We start from the raw sequence: 21263 nt of genomic DNA, 5'->3' as shown, positions 1-21263 counted from the left end.
GGTTTTTCTTTTTAGAATCATTATAAAACCTGGAAATCAAATTACATTTAAGACAAGTGTTTAACATCTTCTTTTCATGCGTTTGATTCTACTAAAAACGGATATTTAAAGTAGTGTAACAACAAAACATAAACAAAAAGGAGATGAAAGATAATGGCTAAAAACAACAATAATAACAACGATAAAATGTCTCGTGAGGAAAGAGGGCGCATGGGCGGAGAAGCAACAAGCCGCAACCATGATAAGGACTTCTATCAGGAAATAGGCCAAAAGGGCGGAGAAGCAACAAGCGAGAACCATGACAAGGACTTCTATCAGGAAATAGGCCAAAAAGGCGGAGAAGCGACAGCGGAAAATCATGATAGTGAATTCTATCAGGAGATTGGCCAAAAAGGCGGAGAAGCAACAGCTGAAAATCATGACAAGGAATTCTATCAGGAAATTGGACGCAAAGGCGGAGAAGCAACAAGTGAAAACCATGACCGCGATTTCTATGAAGAAATTGGAAGAAAAGGCGGCAACTCGAACGACTAAACCTGCCGCAGAAAAATTGCATATGATAGTAATATAAACACGGCAGCAGATTTCAGACAGCTGCCGTGTTTTATTGTTTAAATTACATTCGAGAGATTTTATTTATGAGATTTTATTTATAAATAAGTATGAATTATTGTACGCCGATAACTGTCTAGCGCAAGCGGCCTACCCCCCACGAGGTGTCGGGGGCGGGAAAGGGGCTTCCGCTTTTCTAAAAATCTAGTTCTACTTTTTCTATTTTTTCATATTCATAGAGTGACAATAAGAAAATGGGGTGAAGAAATGGAGACAGGTGTAGTGAGATGTGCTGATGCTTCAGATGTGGAGAATCTGGCATCTTTTCTGGAATCGGCAAACTTAAGTACGGATGGAATAAGGGAAGCAATCGAATATTTTTTGATTATGGAGAGTGATTCCGGGGATATTAAGGCTACCCTGGGAATTGAGCCCCATGGAAAAATTGGTCTTTTGAGATCGCTTGTGATGACAGCAACAGCATCTGAAAAAGATCTATTTATTTTGTTTGAGCAAATATTATTGCTGGCAAGGGATCGAGGCATGGAGTCCTTATATCTTGCATCAAATAAAAGAAACTCGTTGGCATTTTTCAGCCTGCTTGGCTTTAAACAGGAAGAAACAGCGCATTTGCCGGAAGCCTTATTCGAGTCGGAGCATGTTAAGCACATCATGACTGTGGATAACTCTTTCTTTTTGAAATTATCCATGTGAATTGTGGGTATCTTGCTAAAGTTATACACAATTCTCTCTTATTTATACACAATTTGTGGATAAGACTTGAGTTATCCAGCTTCTTCTACTATACTTTCCAAAGGAATGTTCAAAAAAATGTCGAAAACATAGGAATTTTGACAGCAAAAAAACATTTTTTGTGAAGGTGGATAACGATGATTACAAAAAGATGGTCGGTGGATAACAGTGTGGATAAAGAAGATAGTTATTCACAGTTTTCACAAGCTGCCGATCTGTTAAAAAATAATGAAGTGGTCGCTTTTCCCACAGAAACCGTTTATGGATTAGGCGGGAATGCGGAAAATGATGAAGCCGTCAGAAAAATATTTGAGGCAAAAGGGCGTCCGAGTGATAACCCCCTGATTATTCATATTGCTGACAAAGGCCAGCTTGATGCTTTTGTAACCGAAATTCCGCAAAATGCGCAGGCGCTCATGGATCGATTTTGGCCGGGACCGCTAACACTCATTTTTAATCTGAAGGAAGGTGTTCTTTCCCATTATGCAACGGCAGATTTATCTACAGTTGCTGTGAGAATGCCTGATCATCCAGTAGCCCTGGCACTGCTAAATAAAACAGGATTGCCAATTGCAGCTCCAAGTGCGAATCGCTCCGGAAGGCCAAGTCCGACAACGGCTGACCATGTTTGGGAAGACTTGAATGGAAGAATAGCAGGATTAGTGGACGGAGGTCCGACAGGCATTGGCGTGGAATCCACCGTAGTGGATTGTACAGGTGATGTGCCTGTCATCTTACGGCCGGGCGGCATTACGAGAGAACAGCTTGAAGAGGCTGTAGGCGAGATCAGAGTGGACCCTGCATTAGCGGATGAAAGCCAGGCGCCAAAATCTCCCGGCATGAAATACCGTCACTATGCGCCGGATGCTCCGCTTTATCTAGTAGAAGGAACAAAAGAAGACATCCAGCATTTTGTTGAGGATAAAAAGAAGGAAGGACTTTCTGTGGGGGTTCTGACAACATCAGAAAACCTGGAATTTTATCGCGCTGATTTTATCTATGCCTGCGGACAGCGGGATAAGCTTGAAACAGTGGCCAGCTCGCTCTATGAAGCATTAAGATACTTTAACACAACCGATGCTGACATTATTTTTTGTGAGATGTTCCCGGGTGAAGGCGTCGGGCATGCAATCATGAACCGCCTCATGAAAGCAGCAGGACACAGGGTCATTAGCAGATAGATCAAGAAACCGTTTCGTCATGAGGCGGTTTTTTGTTTTGGAAAACGATTGGCATTCTAAAACCTTCTGGACGTGCATATGCTGAATTAGCAAGTCCAAGGAGGCGGAAATATGTCTGCAATGATCGGGGAAATTTTAACACTGGCTCTAATGGCATTCGCATTGGGGATGGATGCCTTTTCGGTAGGTCTTGGCATGGGGATGTACAAACTCCGCCTCAGACAAATAGCAAAAATCGGCATCACCATTGGACTTTTCCATGTATGGATGCCTTTATTGGGAATGATAGCAGGCCGATTTCTATCAAATACATTCGGAGCCATTGCCGGTTATGCAGGCGGGGGATTGCTCTTTTTATTAGGTGTGCAGATGATTTGGTCAAGCTTCAGGGATGATGAAGACAGCTTAATCACCCCAGTGGGCTTAGGGCTGCTGATTTTTGCCTTGAGCGTCAGCCTTGATAGTTTTTCAGTTGGCCTCAGCCTCGGAATCTACGGTGCCAAGACATTGCTTGTGCTTGTGTTCTTCGGAGCGGGGGCGACCATCCTTACATGGGCTGGCCTCCTCACCGGCAGGAAAGTCCAAAGCTGGATCGGCTCCTACAGTGAGGCGCTCGGCGGTGCCATCCTCCTTGCTTTTGGGGTAAAACTCTTATTTTTATAGACTTGATCCTGTGTTTAAATGTTAATATTTTGTGAAAAACGAAAAGGGGGCGGGTCGCCCTTTTTCTTTTTTTGCAAGGGAGCTATAGGTGTTGTGGGAAATTTGTCTTATAATGTAAGAAAAGTACAAACCAAAATATTGGATAAAGTTTTATGGTTATAGACCGATATATAAGGAGGGAGTATCTCTGTGACAAAAATATTATTTGTATGTACAGGAAATACTTGCAGAAGCCCGATGGCAGAAGCCATTTTAAAAAGCAAATCGCTCCCGGGTGTAGAAGTGAAATCGGCTGGAGTCTTTGCAGCAAATGGCAGCGAGGCGTCCCCGCATACAAAAAGTGTACTGGAGGAGCATGGGATTCCGCTGCAGCATCAATCTTCCAGTATGAGTGAAGAACTAATTGACTGGGCGACCTATATTTTAACAATGACAGCCGGCCACAAAAATACCGTTCTGTCCATGTTTCCTGACACGGAGGGCAAAACCTTCACACTAAAAGAGTTTGCCGGAGCCGGGGGAGATATTATCGATCCATATGGGGGGCCGGTTGAGATATATAGAAATACATTCAAAGATCTGACAGAAGCGATTGAACAAATTTTAGATCGCGTAAAGAGACCAGATTAATCAGGGGGACAACATAATGGGGGAGAAAAAGGGCTATAAGTTTGGCCTTAGGAAAAAGCTCGTATTATTTATCACATCGCTGGCCATCATTACATACACCACAAGTGCTATATTTCTTTACTTTTTATTTCCTGGCATTAAAGAAATGCTTCCATTTGGAGAGGCTGTTTTTACTATTTTAACCTTAGGAATGGGTATTTTTTGGTCAGGTGTTCTTGCTTTTTTTGCTGCAGGTTTCATTATCAAACCTTTACAGAAACTTGAAAAAACGGCACTCATGGCTGCCAATGGTGATATCGGCCAGGACGCCGAGCTTTCCAAGTCGGATGATGAAATCCGTTCATTAGGCATTGCATTCAATCATATGCTTTTCAATTTAAGGGATATGGTCCATAAAATTGACGAGAACTTTAAAGAAACGAATGAAAAGGTTATTGCGATGTCTTCCGAGTCTTCAGCAGCTGCTGAGCAGGCAGATGCGATTGCCAGAACCATTAGCGAAATTTCCCATGGAGCAGATAGTTCTGCGGTTTCCATTCAAACAACAGCTGAATCAATGGAGGATGTCCTGCGAATTGCTCAGGAGGTCCAGGATACAGCAAAAACATCACAAAATGTTTCCAGCGAAATGGTTCAGGACTTGATGGAATCAAAAAAAGTGATCCATTCACTTATTTCAGGTATAGAAAAACTGGCCCACGATAATGAGGAATCACTGCAGACAGTGAAGCGCCTTGAACAAAATGCCGTGAAAGTGGAGCAGATTATTCAGCTTGTCGGTGATATTGCAGCGCAGACCAACCTTCTTGCTTTAAATGCTTCCATTGAAGCAGCCCGTGCGGGGGACCATGGCAAAGGGTTCGCCGTAGTCGCTGAAGAAGTGCGTAAGCTTGCAGATGAAAGTGCACAGGCAGTGCAGGGCATCTCAGAATTGATAAAAAACATTCAGGAAGAGGTCCGCAATGTTGTCACGCAAATCTCTTATCAAGTGGAGACTGCTAATAATGAAGTGAAGAAAGGGACGAAAACAAACGAAGTGATTGAGGAAATGGCGAAAGTGGTCAATGAAATGGCTGCATCTGTGTCTGCCATTACAGGCTTGGTTGATAACCAGATGGAGGGAATACAGCTTACATCCACACAATCCCAGGAAGTTGCGGCAATTGCTGAAGAAACATCAGCAGGCGCACAGGAGGTTTCAGCAGCTACTCAGCAGCAGACTGCTGTGATTGGAAATGTAGAAAGACTGGCCATCGAGCTTAAAGAACAAGCAGAAAAATTAAATAGCACAATTACTAAATTTAAACTTTAAGGGAGCCCAAATGCAGCTCCCTTTCTTTATATTTTCAATGTTTTGTGTCAAAATAAAAGCATAAAGTTAAAATTTAGCGGGCTTGAAACAGGAGGGTTCATAATGAAAATTGCAATTGCATCAGACCACGGCGGACTTAATCTCCGCGAAGAAATCAAAAGCCTAATGGATGAAATGAACATTGAGTATGAGGATTTCGGCTGTGAATGCGAAACTTCAGTAGATTATCCGGATTATGCGTTGCCTGTTGCTGAAAAGGTAGCGGGTGGGGAATTCGATAAAGGTATTCTGATCTGCGGGACGGGAATTGGCATGAGCATCTCTGCCAACAAAGTGAAGGGAATCCGATGTGCGCTTGTGCATGATGTATTCAGTGCCAAAGCTACCCGTGAACATAATGACAGCAACATCCTCGCTATGGGTGAACGAGTGATTGGCCCTGGCCTGGCCCGTGAAATTGCAAAAGTATGGCTTTCAACGGAATTTGAGGGCGGCCGACATGAAAACCGTGTAGGAAAGATTACTGCTTACGAAACGAAGTAAATCTTCCGAAAGGGTGAGCATTTTGATTGAACAATGGAAAAAAGAACTGGAGACAATCATTTGTGAATTTTGCGAACAAGTTCCTCTAAGTGAAAAGCATATTCTTGTAGTGGGCTGCAGCACCAGTGAAGTAGCCGGGAAAAGAATCGGCACAGCCGGAACAGAACAAGTAGCTGAAATGATTTTTGAACGTCTGGACAAGCTCCGCAAGGATACGGGGGCAGCTCTCGCCTTTCAATGCTGCGAACATTTGAACAGGGCACTCGTAGTTGAGAGGGCTGTTGCTGAGGCAAAAAGCCTGGATGAAGTGACCGTCGTCCCTCACCGCACGGCCGGCGGCGCGATGGCTGCATATGCCTATGAACACTTCAAAGATCCCGTCATGGTGGAATTTATCAAGGCAGATGCCGGAATTGATATCGGCGACACACTGATCGGCATGCATCTGAAGCATGTAGCCGTTCCGATCAGGACCTCACAAAAATCAGTCGGCGAGGCCCACGTCACCATGGCCAAAACAAGGCCGAAGCTTATCGGCGGGGCACGGGCAATCTATGATCGAAACTCTGATAATGCATCGTGCAGGTAATGAAAGGTCAAGTAAAGCGAATCTGTTTTGAAGAAAAAAACTTAGATAATAACCTGTTAATTAGCTGTCCCAATTGCCTAGCGATTGGGGCTTAATTTATTCCTTTTAAATACTCAATTTCTTGTCCAGTTTCGCCACACCAGCCACCTATTCGGACAGGAAAAGCGGAAATCCAAGAGAACCAGTCCGAATCACTCATGCTATCATACTAATTTATAGTGACAGGCGCCTACCACACTTTAATTAAAAATGGTTTAGGTGCCTGTCACTTTTTTTATGGAACGTGTAACATTCAGGAAGGAAGAACGTGTATATAGTGCAGCTTTTATGGAGAATGGGGGGAGAGACCGTTGAAGGAGAGTAGGCGGGATAGGCTGGATGATTTATACCGGCATTATGCCAGACCGCTTTATTATTATTTATATAAGATGTCCGGCTCCAAAGAAACAGCGGAAGATTTAACTCAGGAAACATTCATTAAGGCAACGGTTTCTCTCTCTTTCTATAAGCAGGAAGATGTAAGGGCATGGCTATTCAAAGTGGCAAGGAACGCCTATTTGGATGAATGGCGGAAACGGCAGAGGAGAAATAAGATTCCTTTTGCCGGCTATTTATTTTCCAGAGATGAAATGATAAGTCCATATGGACTGCCGGAGGATGAAGCATTAAATAAAGAATCGAAGGAAAAAGTGGCAGATCTTATGAGCTGCCTGCCGGAACAGTATCGGTCCATCCTATATTTAAGAGAATTTGAGTCTTTTAGCTATAGTGAGATCCAGGAGGCGCTGGATCTATCGGAAAATCAAGTAAAGGTGACACTGCATCGGGCCCGGAAAAAGCTTGCACAGCTCGCCGATGAACAATGGAGGGAAAAACATGACTGACTGGAACAAAGACCGCGAAAATAAAATCATGGCCAGATACCGATTTACCTTAACATTCAGAGTAATGAGGATCATCGCTGCCTGTCTGCTTTTGTTCTGGGTTTATATGATGGCCGCCAATATATTATCCGATGCCGCCAATAGTGAAAAGAAACATGTATTTTACAGCAAGGTAGCACTTGATTGGAAGCATCCCAATCTATATGAGGATTTTGGCGGTTTTGTTAATAAAGAACTAACTCCCTTTCTGACACAGAAAATATCCTACCCGATTTCCCGCCAGATTGGCCGTGATTCTCAAACCATCGGAGAGGTTCACATTGAGAAAAGAATGCTAAATTCGTATTCAACCTTAAAAATCCAGAAATATGAGCCGCAAAACGAAAACATTTACCGTTTCTCCCTGCCTCAAAATCCGAATAGCGGAAAAAGGCTATCAGCTGAAGGGAAACCTGGTGTCTGGGCTTCACTTGAAAAAATACACGAGGGGACCGTGGCGGAAATGGCGTTTTCCACACAGTCATTTATGGAACCCGAAGAGCTTTTGAACCTGTTAAAGCCCTATGATCTGGAAGTCCTTTGGATGCCGCTCTATACAGGGGAACTGAAGGAATTTCAGACGGGGTATGGCAGTGGAGGCAACTCAATTGAATTAACATCCATTTATGGTCTGACTGGGGGAAGGGAAGCCGGAGAAGATTATATGTCAGAGTCGAAATTGGCCCTTAATGAGGAATTTATGAACGAAAATAAAAAGTTGATGCTGAAACAGATGGAAACCCTGTTAAAAAATGAATCTCAAAGCTATTATGAAAACTTTTTAGGGCTAGATCATCTGAAAGAACGTCATCAATATCTGCAAAAAAATGGCTTCACTGTCTATGGAGCAGTCGTTACCGGTCCGGTAAAAGAACTATTAAAGCTAAAAGAAGAAAAGCAAATACGTGCTCCATACCTTGGCGAAGTGGATTATTGGAACTGGGAATAAAAGGATGGCGACAGGCGCCTATACCACTTCATCAAACTGGGATAGGTACCTGTCCCTTTTTCGGAAAACATGCTAAAATATAAAAGAATTTTCACAAAAAGATCGATACATAAAAATGGAGAGCTTTCACAAAGCTTTCCTTAATTAAAAGTGTGTTGGAGAAAAGGGAGGATTCTTATGAAGCATTTAGCACAGCAGGATGAGCAGGTTTTCAAGTCAATTCAGGAAGAATTAGGACGCCAGAGATCAAAGATTGAATTAATCGCTTCTGAAAACTTTGTCAGTGAAGCGGTAATGGAAGCACAGGGTTCTGTTTTAACAAACAAGTATGCAGAAGGCTATCCAGGCCGACGCTATTATGGCGGATGTGAACATGTAGATGTGGTCGAAGATTTAGCACGTGACCGTGCGAAAGAAATTTTCGGAGCAGAGCATGTGAATGTGCAGCCGCACTCAGGCGCACAGGCAAATATGGCTGTATACTTCACTGTCCTGGAGCAGGGAGACACAGTTCTTGGCATGAATCTATCCCATGGCGGACATTTAACTCATGGCAGCCCTGTTAACTTCAGCGGCGTGCAGTACAATTTCGTCGAATATGGGGTGGATAAAGAAACACATCGCATCAATTATGATGATGTGCTTGAAAAGGCCCGTCAGCATAAACCGAAACTAATTGTAGCGGGTGCAAGTGCCTATCCGCGTGAAATTGACTTCAAACGTTTCCGTGAAATTGCCGATGAAGTCGGTGCTATGCTGATGGTTGATATGGCTCATATTGCAGGCCTTGTAGCTGCTGGGCTTCATCAGAATCCGGTTCCGTTCGCGGACTTTGTTACAACTACTACGCACAAGACATTGCGCGGACCGCGCGGCGGCATGATTCTCTGCAAAGAAGAATATGCGAAGAAAATTGATAAATCCATTTTCCCTGGAATCCAGGGCGGTCCTTTAATGCACGTTATTGCGGCAAAAGCGGTTGCCTTCGGCGAAGCGCTTCAGGAAGAATTCAAAACATATGCAGGCAATATTATTTCTAATGCCAAAAAGCTGGCTGAAGCATTGCAGGCTGAAGGAATTGACCTTGTATCTGCAGGCACAGACAACCACTTGCTGTTAGTTGACCTCCGTTCCCTTGGCTTAACGGGGAAAGTTGCTGAGAAAGTACTTGATGAGGTCGGCATTACAGTCAACAAAAATACAATTCCTTTCGATCCGGAAAGCCCATTCGTGACAAGCGGTATCCGTATCGGTACAGCAGCCGTTACCTCCCGCGGATTTGGCGATAAAGAAATGCAGGAAATTGCATCCATTATTGCCTTCACACTAAAAAATCATGAAGATGAAGGGAAGCTTCAAGAAGCGGCTCAGCGCGTCGAAGCCTTAACAGGCAGCTTCACTTTATACCCTGAATATTAATCAATCAGCCGGTCTCAGCAAGAGGCCGGCTTTTTCCATGCAAAAATGACTTTTCTTTTACAAAAGCGAATCATAGTTGCCGATGGAATCGTTTTTCTGTAAAATTAGACGAAGTGTGGTTCGACTAATTCTGCATATTGAAAAGGAGAGATACTCATGGCAAAGGTTTACGTTTTTGACCATCCATTAATTCAGCATAAGCTTACATACATTCGTGAAAAAAGTACGGGAACCAAGGAATTCCGCGAGCTTGTTGACGAAGTGGCAACATTGATGGCATTCGAAATCACTCGTGATATGCCTTTAGAAGAAATAGAAATTGAAACACCTGTCAGCACGATGAAATCCAATGTATTGGCAGGTAAAAAGCTTGGAATCATTCCAATTCTGCGTGCGGGAATCGGAATGGTAGACGGCATCCTAAAACTTATCCCAGCTGCAAAAGTGGGCCATATCGGTCTATACCGTGACCCGGAAACACTGCAGCCGGTGGAATACTATGTTAAGCTTCCCAGTGATGTGGAAGAAAGAGATTTCATCGTGGTTGACCCAATGCTTGCAACTGGCGGTTCCGCAATTGAAGCCATCCATTCTCTTAAAAAACGCGGAGGCAAAAACATTAAATTCATGTGCCTGATTGCTGCTCCTGAAGGGGTAGAAGCTGTACAGGAAGCTCACCCTGATGTTGACATCTATATCGCAGCATTGGACGAAAAATTGAACGAAAAAGGCTATATTGTTCCTGGTCTCGGCGATGCAGGCGACCGTTTATTCGGAACGAAATAAAAAATTTTTACTATCACATTAAAAAAAGATTGTAACAGTTCTGCAATTAGTATTATTACTGAAAAATGCACCTCTCTTAAAAGGGGTGCATTTTTCTGTCCTTTTCTATAAAGGGGAGGGGAGAAGAGTGTCAGATTGCGAAAAATTACATGGTTGATATGTTGGTGGTTGAGTGGGTGATCATGAGTAGAGGAATTTATATAGTATTAAGCAATATTTATGTTAAAAGTCTCTTTCCCCGCAAAGCTGGAAAAGTTATGATAGAGTATAGGAGAAATGGAAGTTGAATTCATACTGAAATAGTAAGCGGTTAACATGTTGATGGTTGGATGGTTGCCTGCATAATGTTGATATATTAGTTGTTTTAAGTTTTTTAATGTGATTAATTGACCTGGTCATGGTTGGAAAAATGGCGGCTGAAATGGCTTCATTGATGGGGAACTCACCGCAAAAATATCGATGGTGGTTTAGTTGGCGGTTAGGTGGTTGGTCATGGGTAATGCCCAGCAGCGGCTGGGTGAATCGGCAAGATACCAAGAAAGGTGCTGAGGACGTTGGCAAATCAGTATTTGACAATGAAGGAGCTTAAAGAGGCACTTCCGGACATACCTGAGAATAGCTTGAAGCGTTATTTGCAGGAGCATGCAGAGTACATAAATTATCGGAAAGAGCACAACCGCTATAAAATCCAGGTTTCCGAAATCGAAAAGCTTAAATTCATCAGAAAATTGTATTCAGATGGGTTAAAGAAAGAGGAAGTCACAGCAAAGCTTGAGGATGCAGGCATCCCGGTGATCATTACAGTGGAGGATGACGAAGAAAGCAGCACCACCTCACTGGTGAATGTGAATTCTGAACTAACAGATATGAAAAAGCTGGTCAGCTTTCTCGTTCAGCAAAATGAACAGTCCCGCCTTACCCAGAATAAAATCAGAGAGCAAAACAAGCAGCTGATTCATGAGGTGCATGAGCTCAAACTTACAATTGAAGATTTAAGAAATGCCCATGCACAAGGCTATGAAAAAGAGAGCGAAAAAGTCACTTCCCTCTATGAAAAACTGATGGCGACACAAAAGTCTGTAGAAGAAGTAGCCGGTGCATTAGAGGCTGAAAAAAGCAAAAGCATCTGGCAGAAGATATTTGGAAAGTAAAGGTATGCCCCGAATTGCAAGATTTACGTTTAGACTGCTGTCTTCAGGGTATTGGCATAATGATTTTAAATACCTGGAGGTTGAATAAATGAGAGCATTAGCCATTTTAGAAGGAGCATTAATTGTCTGGATCATCATGCTGCTGGGTTCATTAATGGGTACCTTCATGTCCGAAGGTTTTATCGCCATGGTATTTAAACTGGCAGAAGGAAAAGGAATCCTCCTCACAGTATTATTAATAGCCGCGACCCTAACGGATATGTGGAGAGATAAGAGGCGTGACCGTTTAATTCAAAAGGGAAAGCTTGAACCGAATCAGCTGTTCTAATACATAAAGGTAGAAAGCCATCATTAATTTGATGGCTTTTTTATCTTCCTCATAATCTAAAAGTACTATTTTCTGAAAATACTAAAAACTATATTGATAATCAATTGAAAGATAGATAGTATTAATTATACAAAATATTGTATATTGGTTAATCTGGAAAGGAGATGAAGATTTGAAAAGATTAAAGTTTTTGTTAATAGTAATGGCATTAGTCTTGAGTTCTGGAGCTTTTTCTGGAAATATGGTGAATGCCAAAGAAAGGTACGGGCAGAAATTAAGTCAAGCCCATCCGAAAAAGGCTGGCTTTGATCCTGAGAAATTGAAGGGTATTGATAAAGCCATTACGGAGGCTATTGAGGATGGTGTTACACCGGGTGCAGTAGTTCTTGTGGCCAAGGATGGAAAGATTGTCAAAGAGGAAGCGTATGGATATGCACAAAAATTCGATATGGGGGAATTGCTCAGTAATCCCCGAAAAATGAAAAAGAGAACAATCTTCGATCTTGCTTCAGTTACGAAGGTGATGGGAACAACTCAGGGTATTATGAAACTTGTTAGCAACGGTGAACTTTCAGTCAATGACAAGGTATCTGAATATATACCTGAGTTTGCTCAGAATGGAAAAGAAGATATTACAGTGGCCGACTTGCTGACACACACCTCAGGATTGACTCCTTGGAAACCGACATACCTATATGCTGACAATTCGGAAGAGGTACTGAGTTATATAAATCAGCTGCACCTTGAATATCCGACAGGCACCGACAGAAGATATAGCGATTTTAGCTTTATGATGCTCGGTTTTTTAATTGAAGAGATAAGTGGACAAAAATTGGATAAATACTTAGAGGAAAATATTTATAAACCCTTAAACATGCATGATACGATGTTTACTCCACCTGAACACCTCAAGAAAAAAATTGCGGCTACTTCCTGGGGAAATCCTTATGAGTATAAAATGATTGATGACCCTAATTTCGGGTACTATGTAGAAGAAAGCCCAGATATGTTTAAATACTGGAGAAATTACACCTTAATTGGAGAAGTTAATGATGGAAATAGCTTTTATGGCAATAAAGGTATTGCAGGCCATGCCGGTTTATTTTCGACAGCAAGGGACCTTGCCGTATTGGGCCAGACCATGTTAAATGGCGGAACATATGGAAAAACCAAAATGTATGATAAAGAAGTGATTGATATCTTTACCTCTCCTCAGCGCTTTGGCCAGGGATATGGCTGGGAGCTGGATAAAAGCTGGTATATGGGAGATCACTATTCTGACATAGCCTTTGGCCATACAGGTTTTACTGGAACCCAGGTTATTATAGATCCAAAGGAAAACCTTCAGGTTATCCTGCTGACGAACAAACAAAACAATGGCCCTTTACCAAGCGGATCATACCGCAGCACTGGCGCTCTTTCTAAAGAAGTAGCTAATATTGTTTATGAATCCTTGAACTAGCCGTTTATTTTATATCGATTTACGCATACAAGGTACCTATTCAGCCCACCCTAAAACAAAAAGAGGGTGGGTTTTCATATGAAAAAATTCTTGCTGGTCATAACAGTCATATCCTTGTTTTGGAGTCAAAGTCCTGTTTCGGCCCGGACACTTTCACACCCTCCTATTCCGGAAGAGACACCTGGTATAGAAAAAGTGGCTATCGTAGTACTGAAAGATGCGAGGAATGAACAGAGGATTAAGAAAATGATAGATCAAAATCCTGATCTGCAAATTAGGCATACATTCAATCAGGCGTTTAATGGCTTTTCAGTTATAGGAAAGCAATCTGCATTGCAAAGCCTGCAAAAGATAGAGTCAGTATCTTCTGTTTCACCGGTTAATACCTATCATGTACATTCCGATGACAATATCAAGCTGATTGGCGGCATTAAGGCCAGAGGCTATTATGACAGAGATAATCAGCGCCTCACAGGCAAGGGTGTGAAAGTAGGCGTAATCGATACCGGCATTGATTATAATCATCCCGACTTGCGAAGGAGCTATGGCGGCGGACATGATCTGGTGGATAATGATAAGGATCCAATGGAAACAAAGGCTGCCAGGGGACAAGGCACGCTGCACGGCACTCACGTCGCCGGAATCATCGCGGCAAATGGCAGGATTCAAGGGGTCGCACCAGAAGCAACCATTATCGCCTACAGGGCTCTTGGACCAGGAGGAAGCGGAACAACAGAACAGGTGATAGCGGCCATCGAACAGGCGATAAAGGATAAAGTTGATGTGTTAAACCTTTCCTTGGGAAATAACGTAAACGGACCTGACCTCCCAATAAGCATGGCCCTGAATAAAGCAGTTGAAAAGGGAATAACGGCTGTCACTTCATCGGGCAATTCCGGGCCGAATATTTGGACAGTCGGATCACCGGGCACAGCGTCGAAGGCTATTTCTGTAGGAGCCTCTACACCAACGATGAAGGTGCCTTTTTTGAACATAGGCGGGCGGGAAATTCGTCTTGATTTGCTGCAGGGTTCAAAGGATTGGGAGTTTGACCGATCCTATGAACTGATCGATGGAGGACTAGGTCATCCTGAAGAATTGAAGAATGCCGAAGGGAAAATGGTATTAGTGGAAAGAGGTGAGCTAACGTTTACTGATAAGGCAGTCCATGCAATGGAAGCAGGAGCAGAGGGAATCATTATTTTTAATAATACGCAAGGCAGGTTTTTTGGCAATCTGGACAGTGGTGTTCCAATTCCGGCAGCGGCGTTATCAAAGGAAGAAGGAGAGGAGCTCAAGAGAGATATTAATGAAGGAAGACACCTTGCCCGGACAAATATAATAGAAGAAAGGGACATCCTGGCTGACTTCAGTTCCCGCGGTCCGGTTACATCTACATGGGAAATCAAACCGGATATTGTGGCACCCGGAGTCGCCATAAATAGTACCATTCCTGGCGGTTACCTCCCGCTGCAGGGGACAAGCATGGCCGCTCCGCATGTCGCAGGGGCCTGTGCCATCTTGAAACAGGCTCATCCCGAATGGGGGCCTGAACAGATTAAGGCTGCACTTATGAATACCGCTAAGCTTCTAAGGAATACAGATGGAGAAACATATAGAACTTATGAGCAGGGAGCAGGCAGAATTCAGCTTGATAAAGCGCTGAGAGCAGAAACACTTGTCCTCCCGGCATCTCTGCAGTTTGGGAAATTTCAGATCGCGGACAGGCTGCATGAACACAGCAGTTTTATTACAATTGAAAATATAAGTGAGAAAACGCAGACCTATTCCTTTTCTGCACCATATAAGGAACAGGGCATCAATTGGGAAATACCTATGGCGTTTCAACTAAACCCCGGTGATAAGAAAAAGGTGGAAATCAAAATGTCGGCAGATCCTACTCTTTTAAAGAAAAAAATCCATGATGGGTACCTGCTGATGAAGGCTGGTGCCGAAAGCATTAGAATTCCCTATCTTTATGTGCTTGAAGAGCCGGATTATCCAAGGGTGATGGGGTTCGGACTGGGCAAGGGAGATAAGCCGGGCACTTACCGCTATGAAGTGTATCTCCCTGGCGGTGCAGAAGAGTTCGGAATTGCCATGTTTGATTCGGAAAGCCTCCGCTTCATGGGGTTTCTGGATTGGAAAAGAAATGCAGGCAAGGGACAGCTGCTGCAGGAAATTCCTGCAGATAAGCTTCCTGGGCCTGGGCTGTACCTTGCAAAGGTATTTGCCAAAAAAGCAGGCAAGGAAGATTGGATTGAAACCTATCTCTTTGTGAGGCCGGATGGGCAGCTTGGGGACCCGGATCCTTCAGCAAACAAGCGGACCACTCAAAGTAAATGATCATGCCAAAATAAAGCGTTTTCAGGAGCGATGCAGAAATTCGCTCCTTTTTCAATAGATATCCGAAAATTAAATGTGATAAATATGTGAACATACCATATTTTTACCTTTTTGTTTGTGAACTTTTTCACTCCAAACGCATTGACATTGACAAAGCCCTATTGTATGCTTACAAAGGGTAAAAGATGATAGGGTTTTCAAAATATTTGTGCAGACATATTTCCCACTTCTGCATGATGTTAATGTGATTAATTATGGCCTCAAAACCCACTTACCATTCTCTTGAGGGAGGATGCGTTTTTATGCGTCAAAAAGACCGCAACCCATTTAAGGCGATGGCCTTAATGTCCGCCATTCTTTCTCAGTTAGTAGGTTCCACGCTCATTGGCATTTTCGCCGGAAGGTGGCTTGACAGCAAGGCAGGAACAGAGCCGTTATTCCTATTGGTCGGCTTGTTCATTGGACTGGGCGCCGGGATTTACGCCATGCTTCGCTTAATCCAACATTTCTTCACAGGAGAATAAACATCATGCCGGAAATCAAAGTAACTTTTCAAAGACAGCGAAAATACATATTCCTTTTGTTGTCTGCATACGTTCTCGGCTGGGGGTTTACACCTTATCAATCTATTTTTCTGGGCTTGATCTTTGGTACAAGCTTAAGCCTGTTCAATTTGTGGCTGATTTCACGAAAGGCGCTGCAGTTTGGAGAGGCAGTCGAGAGAGGCGAGAAGGTGCGTTCACTTGGAACGGTATCCAGAATGGCTACAGCAGTTTTTGCTGTGATGATCGCTCTGGAATATCCCGATAAGCTGCATCTGATCAGTGTGGTATTTGGATTAATGACATCCTATATTGTCATTATGATAGATTATTTTCTTCAATCTTTTCAATTACGTAAATAGCGGGAAGAGAGGTGAACACTATTGCATCATGAAGCTCCTATAGTGGACTTTTTAGGATTGAATTTTAACTTATCAAATGTACTGATGATTACAGTGGCAAGTGCTGTTGTTTTCATTATTGCTTTGCTTTCAACCCGTCGATTGGCCATGAAACCAACGGGGATGCAAAATTTCTTCGAATGGATTATGGATTTTGTTAAGAATATCATTAACAGCACGATGGACTGGAAGACAGGCGGAAGATTCCATATTCTTGGATTAACCCTGATCATGTATATCTTTGTTTCAAACATGCTCGGACTTCCGTTCGCAATCACTTATGATCACACTTTATGGTGGAAATCGCCGACAGCCGATCCTGTTATCACATTAACATTAGCGGCAATGGTTGTTGGGCTTTCGCATTACTATGGCGTAAAGCTTAAAGGAGTAGGAGAATACGGCCGTGATTTTATCAGGCCAATGCCTTTCTTGTTCCCATTGAAAATCATTGAAGAGTTTGCAAACACTCTGACGTTGGGACTTCGTCTTTACGGTAATATCTATGCAGGTGAAATCCTGCTGACATTGCTTGTCGGAGGACTGGCTCACGCCGGTGTAGGCGGAATGCTTGCGGCAATCCTGCCGACACTTGTATGGCAAGGATTCTCAATCTTTGTCGGATCTATCCAGGCATTCATTTTCTGTATGTTAACAATGGTTTATATGGCACACAAAGTGAGCCATGACCATTAATATATACCTGTTCATTTCATGGACAAAACATTTTAAACAAATAAATTTTCATACAATTTAAGGAGGAACTCAATAATGGGTCTTTTAGCAGCAGCAATTGCAATCGGTTTAGCAGCACTAGGTGCCGGTATCGGTAACGGTCTTATCGTATCAAAAACAGTTGAAGGTATGGCTCGCCAGCCAGAAGCTCGCGGTATGCTTCAAACTACAATGTTCATCGGGGTTGCGTTAGTAGAGGCTGTTCCGATCATTGGCGTTGTTATCGCGTTCATGGTTATCGGCGGTTAATTAATACTGTACCAATCGTTCTAAATGGCGAAGATCATTCTATGAACCTTCGCCATTCCTTTATGTTTTTTACCGTAAAACTAAATCGGAATCATGCATATGACTCCGTTTCATAAGTGGAACAACTCTTGAAGGGAGTGAATCGAGGGTGTTAACAAACAGTCTAGTTTTAGGCGCTGCAGGCGGCGGTTTTAACGGCGGGGACATTTTGTACCAGCTGATCATGTTCATCATCTTGTTGGCATTGCTGAAAAAATTCGCGTGGGGTCCTTTAATGGGCATTATGCAGCAGCGTGAAGAGCACATTGCCAGTGAAATCCAAGCGGCAGAAGAAAGCCGTACAGAAGCAAAAAAACTTTTAGAAGAGCAAAGAAATCTTTTAAAAGAAGCACGTACAGAAGCACAGGGCCTTATCGAAAATGCGAAGAAACAAGGCGACGTGCAGCGTGAGGAGATCATTGCGGCTGCCCGCACTGAGTCTGAACGCATTAAGGAATCTGCTAAGCTTGAAATCGGGCAGCAGAAAGAACAGGCGGTTGCCGCTATCCGCGAGCAGGTCGCTTCATTGTCTGTCCTAATTGCTTCCAAGGTTATTGAGAAGGAATTAAGCGCAGCTGATCAAGAAAAGCTGATCAATGAATACATTCAAGAGGCAGGAGAAAAGCGATGACGGGCTCCACAGTAGCAAAGCGCTACGCGTTGGCTCTTTTCCAGCTTGCGAATGAACACCAGCTTCTTGACCAAATGGAAGAAGAGCTTCGTGCAGTGAAAGAAGTAGTAACTAATAACTCAGATTTAAAGTCTGTATTGAAATCTCCAAAGCTTTCAATTGAGAAGAAAAAAGAGATTTTAAAAGACGCATTTGCATCTGTGAACACGTTTGTACTAAATACGTTAATGATATTAATTGAACGCCACCGTGAAGATCATATCTCTGATGTGGCAGATCATTTTATAAGCCTTGCGAATGATAAAAAAGGGATTGCGGATGCAAAAGTATACACTGTTCGTCCGCTGACCGATGCAGAGAAGGAAGCATTATCTGTGTCATTTGCGGCTAAAGTTGGAAAAAAATCACTTCGTATTGACAATATAGTTGATACTAACTTGCTCGGCGGCATCAAGCTTCGAATCGGAAACCGGATTTTCGACGGCAGCTTGCGCGGGAAGCTTGAGCGTCTTGAACGTCAATTATTAGGCTAAGATTCGTAGATAGGGGTGAAACTCATGAGCATCAATGCTGAAGAAATCAGTGCGCTGATAAAAAAGCAAATCGAAAACTATCAGTCGGAAATTCAAGTGAGTGATGTAGGTACGGTTATCTCTGTTGGTGACGGTATCGCTCGTGCTCATGGCCTCGACAATGTCATGGCTGGAGAACTTGTTGAATTTTCAAACGGCGTTATGGGTATGGCACAAAACCTTGAAGAAAACAACGTCGGTATTATTATTTTAGGACCATTTACAGAAATCCGTGAAGGCGATGAAGTACGCCGTACGGGCCGCATCATGGAGGTACCGGTTGGTGAAGAACTGATCGGCCGCGTAGTAAACCCTCTTGGACAGCCAGTAGATGGAATGGGACCAATCAACACAACAAAATCACGTCCAATTGAAAGCCCGGCACCAGGTGTTATGGATCGTAAATCTGTACACGAGCCGCTTCAGACAGGGATCAAGGCGATTGACGCGCTTGTGCCAATCGGACGCGGACAGCGTGAGTTAATCATCGGTGACCGTCAAACGGGTAAAACATCCGTTGCAATTGATACTATCCTGAACCAAAAAGATCAGGATATGGTATGTATCTATGTGGCAATCGGACAAAAAGAATCTACTGTTCGTAATGCAGTAGAGACACTTCGTAAGCAAGGTGCCCTAGATTACACGATCGTTGTAACAGCATCTGCATCACAGCCTGCTCCAATGCTATACTTAGCTCCTTACGCTGGTGTAACAATGGGTGAAGAGTTCATGTACAACGGTAAGCACGTTCTTGTTGTGTATGATGACTTAACAAAGCAAGCTTCTGCTTACCGTGAGCTTTCATTGCTATTGCGCCGTCCTCCAGGCCGTGAAGCATATCCAGGGGACGTATTCTACTTGCACAGCCGCTTGCTTGAGCGCGCTGCGAAGCTAAGCGATGCGAAAGGTGCAGGTTCAATCACTGCGCTTCCATTTATCGAAACACAAGCAGGCGACGTTTCTGCTTATATTCCAACAAACGTTATCTCAATCACTGACGGACAAATTTTCCTTCAGTCAGACCTATTCTTCTCCGGTGTACGTCCGGCGATCAACGCAGGTCTTTCTGTATCACGTGTAGGTGGATCTGCACAGATCAAAGCAATGAAAAAGGTTGCAGGTACACTGCGTCTTGACCTTGCTTCATACCGTGAACTTGAATCATTTGCCCAGTTCGGTTCTGATCTTGATAAAGCAACACAGGCTAAACTTAACCGTGGTGCCCGTACAGTAGAGGTTCTAAAGCAGGATCTTAACAAGCCGTTAAAAGTTGAGAAGCAGGTTGCAATCCTTTACGCTCTAACTCGCGGCTTCTTAGATGACATTCCTGTACAGGATATTCGTCGTTTCGAATCTGAATTCCTTTCATGGTTAGACCATAACCGCAAAGATTTGTTAGACCATATCGTGGCTACTAAAGAACTTCCTTCTGATGACGATATGGCATCTGCGATTAACGACTTTAAGAAAACTTTCGCAGTATCCGAATAATGAAGATTGCCTTTAAGGTGGGATATTTGGTTCCCACCCTGGCATCTTAGTTCGGTTCTGACAAACTTGTATAAGGGTGGTGAGAACCTGTGGCATCATTACGCGATATAAAAAATCGTATTACTTCTACGAAGAAAACGAGTCAAATTACAAAAGCAATGCAGATGGTATCAGCTGCGAAAATGAATAAGGCAGAAATGAATGCAAAGTCATTCGTGCCTTACATGGAGAAAATCCAGGAAGTTACGGCATCCATCGCTTTGGGAAGCAAAGATGTATCACATCCAATGCTGACCAGCCGCCCTGTCAAGAAAACTGGTTATCTTGTAATCACGTCTGACCGCGGACTTGCGGGAGCTTATAACAGTAACGTATTGCGAAATGTCTACCAGACAATTCAAAAGCGCCATAAATCACCGGATGAGTATGCTATCATTGCGATCGGACGTGTTGGCCGCGACTTTTTCAAAAAACGCAATATGAACGTCATTCTGGATATCGTTGCGGTTGCAGACCAGCCAGCATTTGCTGAAATCAAAGATATTGCCAGCAAAACAGTTGGCATGTTTGCTGATGAGACATTTGATGAATTATATATGTACTACAGCCATTATGTCAGCGCGATTCAACAGGATGTAACAGAGAAGAAGCTTCTTCCGCTTACGGATATCTCCAGCTCTAAAAAGCTTACATCATATGAGTTTGAACCTTCCGCTGAAGAAATTTTAAAAGTATTGCTGCCTCAATACGCTGAGAGCTTAATCTACGGTGCGCTATTAGACAGTAAGGCAAGTGAGCATGCTGCAAGGATGACAGCGATGCAGAATGCAACGGATAATGCTAAAGATCTTATCAATTCATTAAGCTTAAGCTACAACCGTGCACGTCAGGCAGCCATCACGCAGGAAATTACCGAAATCGTCGGCGGAGCAGCCGCGTTAGAATAAAACGAAAAGCGGAGTTAGCAGGTGAGTTGTTGCCTGCTCTCCATTATGTAAAATGAACGGAGGGAA

General features: G+C 43.3%; 24 protein-coding genes. All 24 read left to right on the top strand.

Translation table 11 applies throughout. The features are described 5' to 3' along the window. The first annotated feature begins 153 nt into the window (after window positions 1-153). The 24 genes from gsiB (at window position 154) to ACR42H_RS25705 (ending at window position 21197) form a co-directional block, all read left to right on the top strand. Entirely contained in the window at window positions 154-534 is a 381-nt protein-coding gene (gene gsiB, locus ACR42H_RS25820) for a glucose starvation-inducible protein GsiB (protein WP_436374154.1), read from the top strand. 285 nt (window positions 535-819) lie between these two features. Next, window positions 820-1266: a hypothetical protein gene (locus tag ACR42H_RS25815; protein WP_113882353.1), complete on the top strand. Its 447-nt coding sequence runs from the start codon at window positions 820-822 to the stop codon at window positions 1264-1266. Between the two features lie 176 nt (window positions 1267-1442). Further along, window positions 1443-2486 carry an L-threonylcarbamoyladenylate synthase gene (locus ACR42H_RS25810; protein ID WP_436374152.1) on the top strand — a complete coding sequence of 348 codons (1044 nt, stop codon included), beginning with the start codon at window positions 1443-1445 and terminating at the stop codon, window positions 2484-2486. Between the two features lie 111 nt (window positions 2487-2597). Beyond that, a complete protein-coding gene (locus tag ACR42H_RS25805) occupies window positions 2598-3149 on the top strand; it encodes a manganese efflux pump MntP (RefSeq protein ID WP_436374150.1) in 552 nt (183 codons plus the stop codon). A gap of 189 nt (window positions 3150-3338) precedes the next feature. Beyond that, entirely contained in the window at window positions 3339-3779 is a 441-nt protein-coding gene (locus tag ACR42H_RS25800) for a low molecular weight protein arginine phosphatase (RefSeq protein ID WP_436374148.1), read from the top strand. A gap of 16 nt (window positions 3780-3795) precedes the next feature. Beyond that, window positions 3796-5091: a methyl-accepting chemotaxis protein gene (locus tag ACR42H_RS25795; protein ID WP_436374146.1), complete on the top strand. Its 1296-nt coding sequence runs from the start codon at window positions 3796-3798 to the stop codon at window positions 5089-5091. Window positions 5092-5193: 102 nt separating this feature from the next. Beyond that, window positions 5194-5634, top strand: coding sequence for a ribose 5-phosphate isomerase B (gene rpiB / locus ACR42H_RS25790; RefSeq protein ID WP_009332252.1), 441 nt, complete (start codon window positions 5194-5196; stop codon window positions 5632-5634). A 22-nt stretch (window positions 5635-5656) separates the two neighbouring features. Continuing rightward, window positions 5657-6223 carry a TIGR01440 family protein gene (locus ACR42H_RS25785; protein ID WP_436374144.1) on the top strand — a complete coding sequence of 189 codons (567 nt, stop codon included), beginning with the start codon at window positions 5657-5659 and terminating at the stop codon, window positions 6221-6223. A gap of 350 nt (window positions 6224-6573) precedes the next feature. Beyond that, window positions 6574-7107 carry a sigma-70 family RNA polymerase sigma factor gene (locus ACR42H_RS25780; protein WP_113882347.1) on the top strand — a complete coding sequence of 178 codons (534 nt, stop codon included), beginning with the start codon at window positions 6574-6576 and terminating at the stop codon, window positions 7105-7107. Continuing rightward, window positions 7100-8095, top strand: a complete 996-nt coding sequence (locus tag ACR42H_RS25775) for an anti-sigma factor (RefSeq protein WP_113882346.1) — start codon at window positions 7100-7102, stop codon at window positions 8093-8095. The genes ACR42H_RS25780 and ACR42H_RS25775 overlap by 8 nt, the downstream gene beginning before the upstream one ends. A gap of 177 nt (window positions 8096-8272) precedes the next feature. Next, window positions 8273-9514, top strand: a complete 1242-nt coding sequence (glyA, locus tag ACR42H_RS25770) for a serine hydroxymethyltransferase (protein WP_113882345.1) — start codon at window positions 8273-8275, stop codon at window positions 9512-9514. Window positions 9515-9670: 156 nt separating this feature from the next. Further along, the gene (upp, locus tag ACR42H_RS25765; RefSeq protein ID WP_113882344.1) at window positions 9671-10300 is read left to right on the top strand and encodes a uracil phosphoribosyltransferase; all 630 of its coding nucleotides are present in this window, start codon (window positions 9671-9673) and stop codon (window positions 10298-10300) included. Between the two features lie 554 nt (window positions 10301-10854). Then, entirely contained in the window at window positions 10855-11451 is a 597-nt protein-coding gene (locus ACR42H_RS25760; RefSeq protein ID WP_113882342.1) for a hypothetical protein, read from the top strand. 88 nt (window positions 11452-11539) lie between these two features. Then, window positions 11540-11779 (top strand): hypothetical protein, encoded by a 240-nt coding sequence (locus ACR42H_RS25755; RefSeq protein ID WP_436374141.1) that lies wholly within the window; start codon window positions 11540-11542, stop codon window positions 11777-11779. A gap of 172 nt (window positions 11780-11951) precedes the next feature. Beyond that, on the top strand, window positions 11952-13241 hold the full coding sequence (locus ACR42H_RS25750; RefSeq protein ID WP_436374139.1) for a serine hydrolase: 1290 nt from the start codon (window positions 11952-11954) through the stop codon (window positions 13239-13241). A gap of 78 nt (window positions 13242-13319) precedes the next feature. Beyond that, window positions 13320-15587 carry a S8 family serine peptidase gene (locus ACR42H_RS25745; protein WP_436374137.1) on the top strand — a complete coding sequence of 756 codons (2268 nt, stop codon included), beginning with the start codon at window positions 13320-13322 and terminating at the stop codon, window positions 15585-15587. A gap of 302 nt (window positions 15588-15889) precedes the next feature. Continuing rightward, entirely contained in the window at window positions 15890-16111 is a 222-nt protein-coding gene (locus ACR42H_RS25740) for an AtpZ/AtpI family protein (RefSeq protein ID WP_009332225.1), read from the top strand. A 5-nt stretch (window positions 16112-16116) separates the two neighbouring features. Beyond that, the gene (locus tag ACR42H_RS25735) at window positions 16117-16491 is read left to right on the top strand and encodes an ATP synthase subunit I (protein WP_113882339.1); all 375 of its coding nucleotides are present in this window, start codon (window positions 16117-16119) and stop codon (window positions 16489-16491) included. 21 nt (window positions 16492-16512) lie between these two features. Next, a complete protein-coding gene (gene atpB / locus ACR42H_RS25730; RefSeq protein WP_113882338.1) occupies window positions 16513-17226 on the top strand; it encodes a F0F1 ATP synthase subunit A in 714 nt (237 codons plus the stop codon). Window positions 17227-17301: 75 nt separating this feature from the next. Then, window positions 17302-17514 (top strand): F0F1 ATP synthase subunit C, encoded by a 213-nt coding sequence (gene atpE / locus ACR42H_RS25725; RefSeq protein ID WP_009332220.1) that lies wholly within the window; start codon window positions 17302-17304, stop codon window positions 17512-17514. A gap of 148 nt (window positions 17515-17662) precedes the next feature. Further along, the gene (locus ACR42H_RS25720) at window positions 17663-18184 is read left to right on the top strand and encodes a F0F1 ATP synthase subunit B (RefSeq protein WP_113882337.1); all 522 of its coding nucleotides are present in this window, start codon (window positions 17663-17665) and stop codon (window positions 18182-18184) included. Next, window positions 18181-18717: a F0F1 ATP synthase subunit delta gene (locus tag ACR42H_RS25715; protein ID WP_113882336.1), complete on the top strand. Its 537-nt coding sequence runs from the start codon at window positions 18181-18183 to the stop codon at window positions 18715-18717. Before ACR42H_RS25720 ends, ACR42H_RS25715 begins: the two co-directional genes overlap by 4 nt. A 24-nt stretch (window positions 18718-18741) precedes the next feature. Continuing rightward, a complete protein-coding gene (atpA, locus tag ACR42H_RS25710) occupies window positions 18742-20250 on the top strand; it encodes a F0F1 ATP synthase subunit alpha (protein ID WP_113882335.1) in 1509 nt (502 codons plus the stop codon). 89 nt (window positions 20251-20339) lie between these two features. Then, window positions 20340-21197: a F0F1 ATP synthase subunit gamma gene (locus ACR42H_RS25705; RefSeq protein WP_009332212.1), complete on the top strand. Its 858-nt coding sequence runs from the start codon at window positions 20340-20342 to the stop codon at window positions 21195-21197. The last annotated feature ends 66 nt before the right edge of the window (window positions 21198-21263 follow it).

Source organism: Cytobacillus sp. BC1816 (assembly GCF_051353635.1).
Taxonomy (GTDB): Bacteria; Bacillota; Bacilli; order Bacillales; family Cytobacillaceae; genus Cytobacillus; species Cytobacillus oceanisediminis_C.
This window is presented reverse-complemented; position numbering and strand designations above follow the sequence as displayed.

Excerpts from the sequence above, each read along its gene's own strand:
- gsiB (WP_436374154.1), top strand. The coding sequence starts at position 154 with ATGGCTAAAAACAACAATAATAACAACGATAAAATGTCTCGTGAGGAA.
- ACR42H_RS25815 (WP_113882353.1), top strand. The coding sequence starts at position 820 with ATGGAGACAGGTGTAGTGAGATGTGCTGATGCTTCAGATGTGGAGAAT.
- ACR42H_RS25810 (WP_436374152.1), top strand. The coding sequence starts at position 1,443 with ATGATTACAAAAAGATGGTCGGTGGATAACAGTGTGGATAAAGAAGAT.
- ACR42H_RS25805 (WP_436374150.1), top strand. The coding sequence starts at position 2,598 with ATGTCTGCAATGATCGGGGAAATTTTAACACTGGCTCTAATGGCATTC.
- ACR42H_RS25795 (WP_436374146.1), top strand. The coding sequence starts at position 3,796 with ATGGGGGAGAAAAAGGGCTATAAGTTTGGCCTTAGGAAAAAGCTCGTA.
- rpiB (WP_009332252.1), top strand. The coding sequence starts at position 5,194 with ATGAAAATTGCAATTGCATCAGACCACGGCGGACTTAATCTCCGCGAA.
- ACR42H_RS25775 (WP_113882346.1), top strand. The coding sequence starts at position 7,100 with ATGACTGACTGGAACAAAGACCGCGAAAATAAAATCATGGCCAGATAC.
- glyA (WP_113882345.1), top strand. The coding sequence starts at position 8,273 with ATGAAGCATTTAGCACAGCAGGATGAGCAGGTTTTCAAGTCAATTCAG.
- upp (WP_113882344.1), top strand. The coding sequence starts at position 9,671 with ATGGCAAAGGTTTACGTTTTTGACCATCCATTAATTCAGCATAAGCTT.
- ACR42H_RS25755 (WP_436374141.1), top strand. The coding sequence starts at position 11,540 with ATGAGAGCATTAGCCATTTTAGAAGGAGCATTAATTGTCTGGATCATC.
- ACR42H_RS25745 (WP_436374137.1), top strand. The coding sequence starts at position 13,320 with ATGAAAAAATTCTTGCTGGTCATAACAGTCATATCCTTGTTTTGGAGT.
- ACR42H_RS25740 (WP_009332225.1), top strand. The coding sequence starts at position 15,890 with ATGCGTCAAAAAGACCGCAACCCATTTAAGGCGATGGCCTTAATGTCC.
- ACR42H_RS25735 (WP_113882339.1), top strand. The coding sequence starts at position 16,117 with ATGCCGGAAATCAAAGTAACTTTTCAAAGACAGCGAAAATACATATTC.
- atpE (WP_009332220.1), top strand. The coding sequence starts at position 17,302 with ATGGGTCTTTTAGCAGCAGCAATTGCAATCGGTTTAGCAGCACTAGGT.
- ACR42H_RS25715 (WP_113882336.1), top strand. The coding sequence starts at position 18,181 with ATGACGGGCTCCACAGTAGCAAAGCGCTACGCGTTGGCTCTTTTCCAG.
- atpA (WP_113882335.1), top strand. The coding sequence starts at position 18,742 with ATGAGCATCAATGCTGAAGAAATCAGTGCGCTGATAAAAAAGCAAATC.